Raw genomic sequence first — 12,845 nt, 5'->3', positions numbered from 1 at the left:
GTGGTTGAGCGTGTTATAGCAACAGAAGAAGCGCTAGCACTAATCGAATTATTGAAAGAAAAGCATGGTCCCGTTATATTTCATCAATCAGGTGGATGCTGCGACGGCTCTTCGCCAATGTGTTATCCAGAGGGCGACTTACTATTAGGTGATCAAGATGTTTGCCTAGGAGAGATTAGTGGTGCTCCCTTCTATATGCATAAAAATCAATATGACTATTGGAAGCATACACAAATAATCTTGGACGTTGTCGATGGTAGAGGCGGTATGTTTTCACTTGAAGGCGTTGAAGGTAAACGATTCTTAACAAGATCAAGAGCCTTTTCAACAGAGGAGTTAAAGGAATTAGGGTTAATTTAAAGCTTTAGTGACAGCGGCAAAAAGTATTGCCGCTGTTTTTTTATGTTAATTTTTCTGGGAGAATGTGTGTAAGGCTATATTTCTTGGAGAGTTGCGTAATCTCAAAAATAATCGTAATCGATCTACTTTCTATTGGTCATTTCAAACAGTGTCAGCCCCTCCATTCAATTTTAATTATTTCCATTAAACTACTCGTATTGAGTAACACATAAATTCCGTTAACGCTTTATAGGTTAATTGTTGCAAAATGGGGATTCGCTACTAAAAGGTGGGTATGACATTTGTAAAAACGTATACCATGTATAAATGTTGATCTTCGTTACGGCTGGGCGACTCCTTGGGGATCAGCAATAGAGGAACGAAGGCTAAAACCATCACGTCCTGTGATAACGCCCTCGTGACCAGCATCGGTGCTGTTGCCGCTGCCGCTACGCTTTCGCGCAAAAAACATCTGCTGGCCGGGACCCTGGAGCGAAGCGACAGCAACAAATGTTTTTTGTAGCGAAAGCAAAGCGGCAGCTACAAAGCTCGTTATGACGATGAGCCAAAATGGATGAATCCTTTTTTGTTTAATTACGTAAATATGGAAAAGGAGCGTGTTAAACATGGATTTTGTTATGATTGAAAATCAGTTTACAAATATGGTGGAGGATGTCTCAAAGGCTGTTGGACGGACAGTGGATCGTAAAATTGTGTTAGCCATAGCTAGCAAATATGTGGCATCTGGAAAACCTTTTGATTCTGTTAAATATAAAGAAGTATTACAAGAAATGAAAAAGCAAACTTCATGGACATCTCCGTTAAGAACAACGGTAGGTTATAGTATTGCTGCAAATTTATTGGAGCAAGAAGATACAGAACAAGCAGTAAAAAGTTTACTGAATAACGTTAATATAATGAAGGAAGCAAAATTTAGAAGTGGGAACTTTAGTTTTATTGGTGCACAGTTTTTAACTGAAGAGGACAGTGAGAAGCGTGCACATGCACAGGCAGCACGTGCATTATTTGATGCAATCCGTAAACATCATAAGTTTTTAACGTCATACGATGATATTCCTTATGCAGTATTGTTAAGCAGCCCCTCTGATGATGTTGAGCTACGTGCGGAAACAATGAATCGTTATTATAAAGAATTACGTACGTATAATTTTAATGCGGGTAATGAGCTTCAATGGCTATCGCAAGTACTGACTTTCTTATCAGCTCAATATGATAAGAAACTAGTGCCAAGTGTTGTGACAATCCGTGACACACTAAAGAATCAGGATGTAAAGGTCAAGACGATGCACTATCCTTTACTTGGCTTTTTAGCAATCCTTGAAGTGAATCAAGCACAGCTTCAACAGATTGTTGATTTATATCATGAGTTAAAGGGTATGAAACTTCTAAAATGGCATCGTGAATTTGTGTTATTTATGGCCATTCAAATTGCTATTTATGATATGGCGCAGGTGCAACAATCCTTATCAATGACGATCATGTCATCTATTGAATTATTGATTCAAGCACAGCAAGCAGCGATGTTCGCGGCAGTGGGTGCAGCAGCTGTAGCATCAAGTTCTTCGTGATAAAATAAAGAAGAACTTGATTTTTGGAGGTGCATTTGAAGGATGAAGGAAACAAAGCTTTGGATGAATGGCCAGTGGCAGAACGCAAAGGAAACATATGAGTTGAGATCGCCCTATAGTGGTGAGGTTATTGCAAAGGTAGCTAAGGCGTCGATTTCTGACGTTGAGCAAGCAATAGAAGGTGCACAGGAGGCATTCCAAACGTTTAAAAAGACAACAGCCTACGAACGTGCCGAAATATTATATAAAGTGGTCGACATCATGCGCCAGCGGAAAGAGGAGTTAGCGGAAATTTTGGCCTTAGAGGCAGGTAAGCCAATATCGGCAGGTTTAACTGAAATAGAACGTACAATAGCAACCTATCAATTTGCAGCGGAGGGTGCTAAGCAAGCAAAGGGTGAAACGGTACCGATGGATGCTGCACCCGGGGCAGGAGATCGTATCGGCTGGACAAAACGAGAACCTCTAGGTGTAATTTCAGCCATTACACCATTTAACTTTCCATTTAATTTAGTGGCACATAAATTAGGTCCTGCTTTTGCAGTTGGAAATACGGTTGTCTTAAAGCCAGCTACGCAAACACCATTAAGTTCTATCGTGATGGCGGAAATTTTCCAGCAAGCGGGTCTACCTAATGGTGCGCTTCAAATTATTACAGGTAGCGGAGGGGAGCTAAGTGATACACTTGTGACCCACCCACTTGTGAAAAAGGTGACATTCACGGGAAGTGGTAAGGTTGGATTGGGCATTAAAGAAAAAGTAGGCTTGCGTAAAGTTACTTTAGAGCTTGGTTCCAATGCTGCAGTAATTGTCGAGCCATCGACACCAATTGATAAAATTATTTCGCGTTGTGTCGGCGGTGCCTTTAATTTTGCTGGCCAAGTTTGTATCTCTTTACAACGTATTTATGTACACGCATCTATAATTGATGAATTTACAAAGGCGTTTGTAGCTGAGACAGAAAAATTAGTGGTAGGTGATCCGCTAGATACAAATACTGATGTTAGTGCAATGATTAATCCAAAAGAAGTTGAACGTATTCGTCAGTGGATTGAGGAAGCAAAGTCACAAGGTGCGGTAGTTGCAACAGGAGGGACATTCACAGAACGTGCTTTAACGCCAACTGTTATGACGAATGTGACGGCGGATATGAAAATTGTTTGTCAGGAAACATTCGCGCCAATCGTCTCAATTGTTTCATATGAAACATTAGATGACGCTATTCGACTAGTGAATGAGTCGGAACTTGGCCTAAATGCTGGAATTTACACGAATGTGTTACCTGATGCATTACGTGCAGCTGATGAAATACAGGCAGGTGCTGTTATTATTAATGATATTCCGACATTTAGGGTTGATAATATGCCATACGGTGGCGTAAAAATGAGTGGTTACGGACGCGAAGGTATTAAGTGGGCAATTGAGGAAATGACAGATATGAAATTTATAACGATGAAAAAATCTTTCTAATTTGCATCAACTCTTTTTCTACGATACGATGACGAAAGAACATTCATGAAGGGAAGTTGCAAGAACTATGACAAACAACGCAATACCGATGGGCCAGTCACGTACTGTTCAAACGCGTCTCGTATTACCGCCAGATACAAATAATCACAACTCCATTTTCGGTGGAAGAGTGTTAGCTTATATTGATGAAATTGCTGCTATTACGGCAATGAAGCATGCGAAAGGGCATGTAGTTACAGCCTCTATTGATTCGGTTGATTTTTTATCGGCAGCACATGTAGGGGATATTTTAGAAATTGAAAGTATTGTTTCGTCAACTGGACGTTCTTCAATGGAAGTTTACGTTCGAGTTATTTCACGAAACATTGAAACTCGTGAGGAAAAATTAACGACGGAATCTTTTGTAACGATGGTTGCAGTTGATGATGACGGTAAACCTAAGCCAGTTCCTGCAATTTATCCTGAAACAGATGCAGAAAAACGTCTGTTTGAAACCGGCCCTGCAAGACGAGAACATCGTAAACAAAAACGGGAATTACCGCATTAACAGTGAAAAGGGAAATTGACGAATACTGTCAATTTCCCTTTTTCGTGCTTACATTTTTAACTCATTTACCACATTAATAAGTGAATCGGAAGAAGAAGAGACTAGTGTAGCTCCTTGTGACAGTTCAGTAATCAGGTTAGAGATTGCTGAAATATCTCTTGATGTATTTACATACTGCTGTTGAATTCCAGAAACAGCATCGGCGATATCATTAAATGATTTAGATAAACTGTTTTGAGTATCTACGCTATGTTGAATCTTTTGATCAACGTTAATAACTGAATTCGACATTGTTGTAATATTACTTTCTGTTTCTTTAATGAGATGAGAAACATTTTGTACAGCATTTTTTGTTTCTTCTGCAAGCTTCCGGACTTCCTCTGCTACAACAGCAAAACCTTTACCATGCTCACCTGCACGAGCTGCCTCGATAGAAGCGTTCAATGCTAATAAGTTAGTTTGATCGGCAATCCCTGTAACTAGCCCTACAATCTCTGATATTTTTTGAGAAGATGTGCGTAACTGGTTCATCGTAACTTCGAGACTGTTTACACTTTGCAAAATAACCTGTATTAAATCATTTTGATCTTGTAGCTGCTGCTGTCCGCGTCTGGATTTTTCCTGTGTATCAGCAACGAAGGTTAAGCCTTGCTTAGTAGCTACTGCGATATCGTCCGTTTGAGAAGAAATGACTAATAAAGAAGCTGCTGTTTCTTCACTAATCCCATTGAGTTCCTCTGCCGTTTTTTGAATGGTCGTAACAAGTGCATGTTTTGTGTCATCAGCTGCTGCTCGAATGCGTTCCTCTTCTTTTTCATAGGCTTCGATTACAAGCTGCTGCTCGAAGTTAATGATTTTGCAGAAGGCATTGATAGCACGTATGGCATCATGTTTCGATAAATCTAACTCATTTGTAAAGCGTGTAAATGTCGTTGTTAATGACTGGAATGAGGCGATATACCACTTCGATTGTAGACCAATTCGAACATGGACTTCGGCGATTGCCTTCCGTTCATCAATATAAGAGTCATTAATATGACTTTCAAAAATGTCACTCAAGTGCTTATGTAAAGTAACTTTTAAACGATCGATTTGTGACGTTCTGTTTATAATATCTAACAAATCTTGGCTCAAACTAATGGCTGCATAAAATTGATCCACCATTTCAGGAACTAAATCCTTAGCTAAAGGCTGTAGTTGTTTAATGATGGCTAAATCCTCAATTGTTAAATCTAAAAGCTGCAACTGTTTTAGAAGTCTTGGATGATTTGATACATCCAATTGTACATTGTGCTTATAATTTTCAGGTGCTAATGTAATTGAGTAGCTAGAATCGTTCTTTTTTGTAAACCAACTCATTGTCGTTTGCTCCATTCTTTATAAATGCATAGTAAGTATATAAAAAATCGAATTGCTTAGTCTGTTAATTTTTCGAAATATATGGTATTTAGTCTATTCTACTATTTTTTGTAGTAAATTTGGTTAAAATTTTACTTTATTTCTTTATTTTTTTATAGGTATTATAGATGACTGTCGATTAAAAGACATGAAATAGACTATTAAAAAGGTAATAGGTAAATTGAATTTGAAATAGGAAACCTGTAAAATACGAACTGTTTAGGTTGAACGTAACAATAGTTTTGGGGAGGTATTACATGGAAAAGAAACGTTTCAAATTTGTTATTCCGGTTATGGTAATTGTAGCAATTGGATCGGTTTACATGTTACGAAACTACTATGCTGAAGTACCAGACTTAGATCAACTATTAATTACTGTCTGTGCAACATTAGTATCTGGGGTACTCGCTTACTTTTTATTTCCACAGCAAGGCGAAGATAAAATTGATGATCGTGGCCCTTACTGACAGTAAAAAGGCACCTTAGAAAAATCTCTAAGGTGCCTTTAGCTTGTCGACAAAAGAATAGCTGGCTGATTGCTTGGCTTCGATCTGTGATGTTGGTCCCAAAGGAGTTATTAGCAATAAACTATCATTTTAAGATTTAAATAAACCGAACCATCCTTTAAGTTTAAAGACTCCCAACATAAATAAAACGATAAGAATCATAATTCCGAGTACAATAAAGTAGCTAAATTTCCCGTGTAGCTCTGGCATATAGTCAAAATTCATTCCATAAACACCAGCAATAAATGTCAGAGGAATAAAGATTGTTGAAACAATTGTTAAGGTCATCATGATGCCATTCATGCGACTAGAGCTCATCGCCATATAACTATCACGCATATCCGCCGTGAGCTCACGGTTGGATTCGATCATTTCGGTGAGTTTAAGTAGATGATCGTAAATATCTCCGAAATAAGCTCGCTCTGATTTCTTTAGTGAAAATCGGTAAGAGTTAAGGATACGATATAATAGATCGCGCATTGGTAAAATGGTGCGTCGTAGATCAAGCAAATCACTACGGAATTCAAACACAACTTTCATAGCATTGGGGTTACTTTGATAAGTAAGCTCATCTTCTAGTGCATTTAAATGATCCTCAATCTTATAGACAAGCGGGAAATAGCTATCAACGATTTTATCGATTACCTGGTATGTTAAATATACTGTGCCGCGTTCCCAATTCTTTGGCTGTTTTTCTAACATCATTTGTACTCGATCTATTTCCGGAGCTCCGTTTTTATGAAATGTGACAATAAATTTATTAGAAACAAAAATGTTTACTTCCTCAGCTGTTAATTCTTCGTTAACTCTTTGGATAACAAAGAAATGGAAATCATCATAAAAATCGAGCTTTGGCCGCTGTAAACGCATTAAACAATCTTCTATAGCGAGTGGATGAAAGTGGAAAAATGTATCTAACAGTAGTTCTTCCTCATCGGTCGGACAATTAAAGTCGACCCAGTACCATTCAAATTCGTTTTTGTATATATCTTCAAGCGGAAAATCCTTTATAAGCTTTTGATCTTTTGTAATTCCAATTGTGCGTATCACAGCATTCACCTCAATCCTGTTCATTCTATCCTAACAGGTGTATATATCTTCAAAAGAAACTTTCTTTATAACATATCCAACCACCAAATAAAGTCGTAGCAAAGAACCTAGATGGTTTTGTAAAGCCTGCCTGCTGTAATAGTGATAAAATGTCCTCTTCACGCATAAATGAAAGAGAACGTATGGATTTCTCCATTTCCGCTACGTCTGATGGTGATAGCTTTGTATGTTGTAGCCAATAAGCACGCCATAGATCAAATTGTAGCTCAGTTTCTATGGAACCAGGTTGCCCGTATTTTGAGACGAGGACAAATGGAGCACCGGGCTTTAAATTATTCGCTATTTCTTTTAATGTTGCAAGCTTCTCTTGATCATCTTGTATGAAATGAAGCACTAATAAACAGCTTGCTGCATCAAACTTCTCTGTAGGTAGCTGAGTGTCCAGTATAGTTCCTTGATATAAAGAAATATTATTAGGTAGAGATTTTAAACGTTCACTAGCTATTTGCAGCATCGATTCTGACGGATCTAAGCCAACAAATGACCAATGAGGTCTTTTCTCAGCGAGCTGTAAAATTTCATTGCCGCTTCCGGAGCCAACTACTAAAAATTCAGCTTTTTCATGTAACGCAGATTGGTAAAAGGTTTGTGTCAAACGTAGCATTGCATCATAGCTTGGGAGCGTGCGACGAATACCTTTTTCGTATTCGTTTGCAAGTTTGTTATTAAATTCCATCGGGTATCACATGCCTTTCAAAAAAATTTTTAAAATCCAATTTATATTTGAAACTATTTAAGGAGTAGGTCCGTAAATAGTAGTACATAAAATAAAAAATCAAATGGAAGGGTTGATATAAATGGAAACTAAATGGTCTAAGGTAATCATACACGCAAGTGCGTTTTTTGCGCCATGGTTAGTACCAATTATATTTTTCTTAATTGGCTCGGATGAAGAGGTAAAGAGTCTCTCTGTGCAAGCTTTATTGTTCCAAGTTGTGATGATAGTGTTACTTACAATTTCGGGTATTTTCAGCGTCCTACTCATTGGGATACCGTTCTTGATTGTATTTGGTATTATGTATTTTATTGCGCCAATTATTGGTATTGTGAAGGCTTTATCTGATGAGCCTTGGCGTTATCCAATTGTTGGTCGATGGGTATAATTTTTATAGACGCAAGTATATGCTAGTTGCATATGCTTGCGTTTTTTCTATTGCTGAAACGGGTATCTTATAACTAAGGGCAGGGCACTTTAATTTTTCTATGTGCGAATTAATTGCAATTATTTTCAAGCGTTTTGTATAATATACTCAAAGAAAGTCAAAGATAGTCAAAGTCAGTGGAGTAAGCGAGGTGTATTCCTAAAATGCGTAATATATCAGACATCATAGAAGGCTACTTAAAGCAAGTACTTGAATTAGGTGGAGAAGGGCATATTGAAATAAAACGTAGTGAAATCGCAGATAAATTTCAATGCGTGCCCTCACAAATAAATTATGTAATCAATACAAGATTTACTGCCGAACGAGGTTACCTTGTTGAAAGCAAACGTGGTGGTGGTGGATACATTCGAATTTTACGTGTCCGCGCGAATTCACAAATTGATTTAATCGATGATGTCCTCAGGCAAATAGAAGGTGGGGCATCGCAAATAATGGCAGAAGATTTAGTGTATCGACTAATTGATGAGCAGGTAATTTCAAAGCGAGAAGCGAAAATAATGTTAGCAGCAGTTGATCGCTCAACTATCGATTTGCAACTCCCGTTACGGGATAACATTCGAGCAAAAATTTTACGAGCGATGCTAACAACGATTAAATATGAACAGCAAAAATAAAAGAGGTGATGGAAATGATATGCGAACATTGCAAGCAGCGTAATGCGACAGTTACCGTAACACAAGTTCAAAGTGGCCAAAAAGTGGAGCATCATTATTGTGACGTCTGCGCCTCGCAGTTCCATCCATTTCATGCTGAATTTAAGCAAGAGCCAGTATCTATTCAACAGCTATTATCTAATTGGTTTGGCTCCCCTACATGGCAGCAACAACAAGTGGGTGAAAAACAGCAGGCACCACCACAACCGCAAACTTGCCCACAATGTGGATTTACCTATAAACAATTTTTAAAAGAAGGTAAATTTGGATGCCCTAGCTGCTATGACACCTTTAGCGAGCATTTGCCGAAGCTCTTTAACCGTATTCAGGCTGGCCCTCAACATATAGGGAAAATGCCCGGTGCTCGAAACAATGTTCATGTCATCAAAAAGCAAATTGAAGATATTCGTAAACGTATGAAAATTGCTGTAGATGAAGAACAATTTGAAGATGCAGCAAAGCTTCGTGATGAAGCGAAGGAACTTGAGAAACAGCTACAATTTGAAGGTGGTGATGTGTCGTGATGATTGAGTCGTTTTTAGAGCGTGCTACACCAATATGGATGAGTGTAGAGGACGATTATTCAGATATTGTCATAAGTACACGCATCCGCCTTGCGCGAAATTTAGATGGTTATCGTTTTCCATTAGCCTTTACAGAGGATGAAGCATTACAGGTGGAACAGGCAGTTACACATGCAATTAAGGATAGTACAGAACTTCGAGAAAATTATTCATATTTTGCTATTAAAGACTTAACGTCTTTACAGCGTCAAATACTTGTGGAAAAGCACTTGATTAGTCCTCAGCTTGTAAAAAAAGAGCGAGTTGGCTCCATGCTCTTATCTGATGACGAATCAACTAGCATTATGGTGAACGAAGAAGACCATTTACGCATTCAATGTATGACAGCGAGTTTTCAACTTCAAAAGGCATACGAGCAAGCTAATAAAATTGATCGTACCCTAGAGAAAGCATTGCCTTACGCATTTCGAGATACATTTGGTTATTTAACAAGTTGTCCAACAAATATTGGTACTGGTTTACGAGCATCTGTCATGATGCACCTGCCGGCCCTTACACTTACGGGTCAGATGAATCAAATCATTAATGCAATGACACGATTAGGAATGACCGTAAGAGGAATATATGGGGAGGGTAGCGAAAATATAGGGAATGTTTACCAAGTGTCAAATCAGATTACACTAGGAAAAACAGAGGATGATATTTTAGCCGATATCCAAAGTGTCGCTGAAAAAATAATTCAAAAAGAACGGCATGCAAGAGGTAAGTTAATGGAAAAAGCAGAGCTTGCCTTAGAAGACCGTGTATACCGTGCTTTAGGGACATTAACTCATGCTCGAATTTTAACGAGTGAGGAGGCTGCTACCTGTTTATCTAATGTTCGTTTAGGGGTAGATTTACAGTTAATTGAAGGTATTAAAGCGACTAAATTAAACGAATGTGTAGTTAGTATGCAACCTGGATTTTTACAGAATTACGCAGGTGACGTTTTGCCACCTACTGAGCGAGATCGCGTACGAGCGGAAATGCTTCGTGAGGCACTATCTCGAGAAAATATGAGTAAGCCTATTATTCGGGGAAAAGGAGAGGATTCATTTGATGTTTAATCGTTTTACACAACGCGCGCAAAAAGTATTACAGCTTGCACAAGAAGAGGCAATTCATTGGAAACACGAATCAATTGGAACAGAGCATATTCTATTAGGCCTTATCCGTGAAGGTGGCGGTATTGCTGCAAAAGCATTAGAAGCCATTGATATTAGTCCTCAAATGATTGAAGCAGGTATTGAAGAGCTTGTAGGGAAAGGTAAAGAGGATGTTGGTCCGATTGTCCACTACACACCTCGAGCTAAAAAGGTAATAGAACTATCCGTTGATGAATCACGTAAATTAGGTCATTCCTATATCGGCACAGAGCATTTACTATTAGCGCTTATTCGTGAAGGTGAAGGTATAGCGGCCCGTGTATTAAATAATGCTGGTGTCGGATTGAATAAGGCTCGTCAGCAAGTGCTATTGTTATTAGGCAATAACGATAATGCTCAATCTGGTCAACAAGCTGCACAGGCTGCCAATACGCCAACATTAGATAGCCTTGCGCGTGATTTAACGCAAATTGCTCGTGAAGGCACTTTAGATCCAGTCATTGGTCGAAGCAAAGAAATTACACGTGTTATTGAGGTTCTGTCACGTCGTACAAAAAATAACCCTGTATTAATTGGGGAGCCAGGTGTTGGTAAAACAGCTATTGCTGAAGGCTTAGCACAGCAAATCATTAATAATGAAGTGCCAGAAATTCTCCGTGATAAACGTGTTATGACACTTGATATGGGGACAGTTGTTGCTGGAACAAAATATCGTGGTGAATTCGAGGATCGCTTGAAAAAAGTAATGGATGAAATTCGCCAAGCAGGAAATGTTATTTTATTCATCGATGAATTGCATACATTAATCGGTGCAGGTGGTGCGGAAGGTGCCATTGATGCGTCGAATATTTTAAAACCATCTTTAGCCCGTGGCGAGCTTCAATGTATTGGTGCAACAACTTTAGATGAGTATCGCAAATATATTGAGAAGGATGCGGCATTAGAGCGTCGTTTCCAACCAATTCAAGTTGATGAGCCAACTGTAGAAGAAGCGATTCAAATTATTCAAGGTTTACGTGATCGTTATGAAGCACATCACCGTGTGAAAATCACAGATGAAGCAATTGAAGCGGCAGCAAAAATGAGTGATCGATATATTTCTGATCGTTTCTTACCAGATAAGGCGATTGACTTAATCGATGAAGCGGGTTCTAAAGTACGCTTACGTTCATTCGCAGTGCCACCAAACTTAAAGGCACTTGAAGATAAGCTTGAAAATGTGCGCTCTGAAAAGAATGCTGCTGTCTCAGGTCAAGAATTTGAAAAAGCAGCGTCATTAAGAGATACAGAGCAAAAGCTAAAAGATGAAATTGAAACTACGAGAAAAAATTGGAAGGAAGAACAGGGTAAAGCTGAGTCAAAAGTTACAGTAGATGATGTAGCAGCGGTAGTATCTATGTGGACTGGAATTCCAGTTTCAAAAATTGCTTCAGAAGAATCTTCTAAGTTATTACAACTTGAAGAAGAGTTACACAAACGAGTTGTAGGTCAAGGAGAAGCGGTAGAGGCAATTTCTCGCGCAATACGTCGTGCAAGAGCTGGTTTGAAAGATCCGAAACGACCAATTGGCTCATTTATTTTCTTAGGCCCTACAGGGGTTGGTAAAACAGAGCTTGCTAGAGCACTAGCTGAGGTTATGTTTGGTGATGAGGACGCAATGATTCGCGTTGATATGTCTGAGTACATGGAAAAACATTCGACTTCACGTTTAGTTGGTTCACCTCCAGGCTATGTAGGCTTTGATGATGGCGGTCAACTAACAGAAAAGGTTCGTCGTAAACCGTATTCAGTAGTATTACTAGATGAAATTGAGAAGGCTCATCCAGATGTTTTCAATATCTTACTTCAAGTACTTGAAGATGGCCGTTTAACAGATTCTAAAGGTCGAGTAGTAGATTTCCGCAATACAGTTGTTATTATGACATCAAACGTTGGTGCAGATGCTTTAAAATATCGTAAAAACCTTGGTTTCAATGTAGGTAGTACTGATACGAAGTATAAAGATATGAAGGGTACAATGCTTGAGGAATTGAAAAAAGCATTCCGTCCAGAGTTCTTAAACCGTATCGATGAAATGATTGTCTTCCACTCACTAGAAAAAGAACATTTAAAAGAAATCGTAGCAATGATGGCGAATGCTTTAACAAAACGTCTAAAAGAGCAAGACATTTCGTTAGAGTTAACGGATTCGGCACTCGAGAAAATTGCTGAGGAAGGCTACGATCCTCAATACGGTGCTCGTCCACTACGTCGTTCATTGCAAAAACAAGTAGAAGACCGATTATCGGAAGAACTGCTGAAAGGCAATGTAGAGAAGGGCAACCAAGTTATCATTGATTACGTAAATGATGAGTTTGTTGTGAAGAAAAAAGAGGAAGTTTCTACTTCTAAATAATCTTCA

Annotated in this window: 13 protein-coding genes; 10 read left to right on the top strand and 3 right to left on the bottom strand. The window is 38.7% G+C overall.

Going from position 1 to position 12,845, the window contains the following annotated elements:
• The 4 genes from ABH966_RS09500 to ABH966_RS09485 all read left to right on the top strand — a co-directional run bounded on the left by ABH966_RS09500 (position 1) and on the right by ABH966_RS09485 (position 3,945).
• Positions 1–360, top strand: coding sequence for a DUF779 domain-containing protein (locus tag ABH966_RS09500; protein ID WP_370077782.1), 360 nt, complete (start codon positions 1–3; stop codon positions 358–360).
• A gap of 605 nt (positions 361–965) precedes the next feature.
• Positions 966–1,928 carry a DUF4003 family protein gene (locus ABH966_RS09495; RefSeq protein ID WP_370077781.1) on the top strand — a complete coding sequence of 321 codons (963 nt, stop codon included), beginning with the start codon at positions 966–968 and terminating at the stop codon, positions 1,926–1,928.
• Positions 1,929–1,970: 42 nt separating this feature from the next.
• Complete coding sequence (locus tag ABH966_RS09490; RefSeq protein ID WP_370077779.1) at positions 1,971–3,398, top strand: aldehyde dehydrogenase family protein; 1,428 nt, start codon at positions 1,971–1,973, stop codon at positions 3,396–3,398.
• Positions 3,399–3,465: 67 nt separating this feature from the next.
• Positions 3,466–3,945 (top strand): acyl-CoA thioesterase, encoded by a 480-nt coding sequence (locus ABH966_RS09485; RefSeq protein ID WP_053482846.1) that lies wholly within the window; start codon positions 3,466–3,468, stop codon positions 3,943–3,945.
• A 48-nt stretch (positions 3,946–3,993) separates the two neighbouring features.
• Here ABH966_RS09485 and ABH966_RS09480 read toward each other — a convergent pair whose 3' ends face one another.
• The gene (locus ABH966_RS09480; RefSeq protein ID WP_370077777.1) at positions 3,994–5,304 is read right to left on the bottom strand and encodes a protoglobin domain-containing protein; all 1,311 of its coding nucleotides are present in this window, start codon (positions 5,302–5,304) and stop codon (positions 3,994–3,996) included.
• A gap of 296 nt (positions 5,305–5,600) precedes the next feature.
• Between ABH966_RS09480 and ABH966_RS09475 the strand changes: the two genes are divergently transcribed.
• Positions 5,601–5,810 (top strand): hypothetical protein, encoded by a 210-nt coding sequence (locus ABH966_RS09475; RefSeq protein WP_370077775.1) that lies wholly within the window; start codon positions 5,601–5,603, stop codon positions 5,808–5,810.
• A 129-nt stretch (positions 5,811–5,939) separates the two neighbouring features.
• Here the strand turns inward: ABH966_RS09475 and corA are convergent, their stop codons facing one another.
• Positions 5,940–6,899: a magnesium/cobalt transporter CorA gene (gene corA / locus ABH966_RS09470; RefSeq protein WP_370077773.1), complete on the bottom strand. Its 960-nt coding sequence runs from the start codon at positions 6,897–6,899 to the stop codon at positions 5,940–5,942.
• 49 nt (positions 6,900–6,948) lie between these two features.
• On the bottom strand, positions 6,949–7,635 hold the full coding sequence (locus ABH966_RS09465) for a class I SAM-dependent methyltransferase (protein WP_370077771.1): 687 nt from the start codon (positions 7,633–7,635) through the stop codon (positions 6,949–6,951).
• 121 nt (positions 7,636–7,756) lie between these two features.
• Between ABH966_RS09465 and ABH966_RS09460 the strand changes: the two genes are divergently transcribed.
• From ABH966_RS09460 to ABH966_RS09440, 5 genes are all read left to right on the top strand, one after another.
• On the top strand, positions 7,757–8,062 hold the full coding sequence (locus ABH966_RS09460) for a magnetosome magnetite crystal formation protein family (protein ID WP_370077769.1): 306 nt from the start codon (positions 7,757–7,759) through the stop codon (positions 8,060–8,062).
• A gap of 203 nt (positions 8,063–8,265) precedes the next feature.
• Positions 8,266–8,736: a CtsR family transcriptional regulator gene (locus tag ABH966_RS09455; protein ID WP_049662772.1), complete on the top strand. Its 471-nt coding sequence runs from the start codon at positions 8,266–8,268 to the stop codon at positions 8,734–8,736.
• A gap of 14 nt (positions 8,737–8,750) precedes the next feature.
• The gene (locus ABH966_RS09450) at positions 8,751–9,299 is read left to right on the top strand and encodes a UvrB/UvrC motif-containing protein (RefSeq protein ID WP_370077767.1); all 549 of its coding nucleotides are present in this window, start codon (positions 8,751–8,753) and stop codon (positions 9,297–9,299) included.
• Complete coding sequence (gene mcsB, locus ABH966_RS09445) at positions 9,296–10,405, top strand: protein-arginine kinase McsB (RefSeq protein ID WP_370077765.1); 1,110 nt, start codon at positions 9,296–9,298, stop codon at positions 10,403–10,405. The genes ABH966_RS09450 and mcsB overlap by 4 nt, the downstream gene beginning before the upstream one ends.
• A complete protein-coding gene (locus ABH966_RS09440) occupies positions 10,395–12,839 on the top strand; it encodes an ATP-dependent Clp protease ATP-binding subunit (RefSeq protein WP_370077763.1) in 2,445 nt (814 codons plus the stop codon). Before mcsB ends, ABH966_RS09440 begins: the two co-directional genes overlap by 11 nt.
• Positions 12,840–12,845: the final 6 nt, after the last annotated feature.

This window comes from Lysinibacillus sp. RC46 (genome assembly GCF_041262385.1).
Classification (GTDB): domain Bacteria; phylum Bacillota; class Bacilli; order Bacillales_A; family Planococcaceae; genus Lysinibacillus.
The sequence above is the reverse complement of the archived record's forward strand: the minus strand, read 5'-3'. Positions and strand labels throughout refer to the sequence as shown.

What these genes read in the sequence shown, in the direction of transcription:
- ABH966_RS09490 (WP_370077779.1), top strand. Translation starts at nt 1,971, where the DNA reads ATGAAGGAAACAAAGCTTTGGATGAATGGCCAGTGGCAGAACGCAAAG.
- ABH966_RS09475 (WP_370077775.1), top strand. Translation starts at nt 5,601, where the DNA reads ATGGAAAAGAAACGTTTCAAATTTGTTATTCCGGTTATGGTAATTGTA.
- ABH966_RS09460 (WP_370077769.1), top strand. Translation starts at nt 7,757, where the DNA reads ATGGAAACTAAATGGTCTAAGGTAATCATACACGCAAGTGCGTTTTTT.
- ABH966_RS09480 (WP_370077777.1), bottom strand. Translation starts at nt 5,304, where the DNA reads ATGAGTTGGTTTACAAAAAAGAACGATTCTAGCTACTCAATTACATTA.
- ABH966_RS09450 (WP_370077767.1), top strand. Translation starts at nt 8,751, where the DNA reads ATGATATGCGAACATTGCAAGCAGCGTAATGCGACAGTTACCGTAACA.
- ABH966_RS09485 (WP_053482846.1), top strand. Translation starts at nt 3,466, where the DNA reads ATGACAAACAACGCAATACCGATGGGCCAGTCACGTACTGTTCAAACG.
- ABH966_RS09495 (WP_370077781.1), top strand. Translation starts at nt 966, where the DNA reads ATGGATTTTGTTATGATTGAAAATCAGTTTACAAATATGGTGGAGGAT.
- ABH966_RS09455 (WP_049662772.1), top strand. Translation starts at nt 8,266, where the DNA reads ATGCGTAATATATCAGACATCATAGAAGGCTACTTAAAGCAAGTACTT.
- ABH966_RS09465 (WP_370077771.1), bottom strand. Translation starts at nt 7,635, where the DNA reads ATGGAATTTAATAACAAACTTGCAAACGAATACGAAAAAGGTATTCGT.